Below are 764 nucleotides of genomic sequence, written 5' to 3'. Positions count from 1 at the left end.
TGAAACCGCCACCCGAGGGGCGGTCATCGCGACGGAAGCCGCCACGGTCGCCACCACGGTCGTCGCGGTTGAAACCACCCGACGGACGGTCGCCACGGTCACGGTTGAAACCACCGCCCGACGGGCGGTCGTCACGACGGAAACCGCCGCGGTCGCCGCCACGGTCGTCGCGGTTGAAACCACCCGACGGGCGGTCGCCACGGTCACGGTTGAAACCGCCACCCGACGGACGGTCGTCACGACGCGGGCGGTCGTCACGGTCGCGGTTGAAGCCACCGCCGGAGGGGCGGTCGTCACGGCGGAAGCCGCCGCGGTCGCCGCCACGGTCATCGCGGTTGAAACCACCGGACGGGCGGTCGCCACGGTCACGGTTGAAACCGCCACCCGAGGGGCGGTCGTCACGGCGGAAGCCACCACGGTCGCCACCACGGTCATCGCGGTTGAAACCACCACCGGACGGACGGTCGTCACGACGCGGGCGGTCGTCACGGTCACGGTTGAAGCCACTCGGACGGTCATCGCGACGGAAACCGCCACCACCCGAGGGGCGGTCGCCACGGTCGCGGTTGAAACCACCACCCGAGGGACGGTCATCGCGACGGAAGCCGCCACGGTCGCCACCACGGTCATCGCGGTTGAAACCACCCGAGGGGCGGTCGCCACGGTCACGGTTGAAACCACCACCCGAGGGACGGTCATCGCGACGGAAGCCGCCACGGTCGCCACCACGGTCATCGCGGTTGAAACCACCCGAGGGGCGGTCG

Annotated in this window: 1 pseudogene; it reads right to left on the bottom strand. The window is 70.8% G+C overall.

Going from position 1 to position 764, the window contains the following annotated elements:
* Positions 1-764 (bottom strand): annotated as a pseudogene (locus AB0R04_RS38645) (tetratricopeptide repeat protein); the annotation flags it as partial.

The sequence above is a fragment of the Kitasatospora sp. NPDC056731 genome, from assembly GCF_040687675.1.
Taxonomy (GTDB): Bacteria; Actinomycetota; Actinomycetes; order Streptomycetales; family Streptomycetaceae; genus Kitasatospora.
The sequence above is the reverse complement of the archived record's forward strand: the minus strand, read 5'-3'. Positions and strand labels throughout refer to the sequence as shown.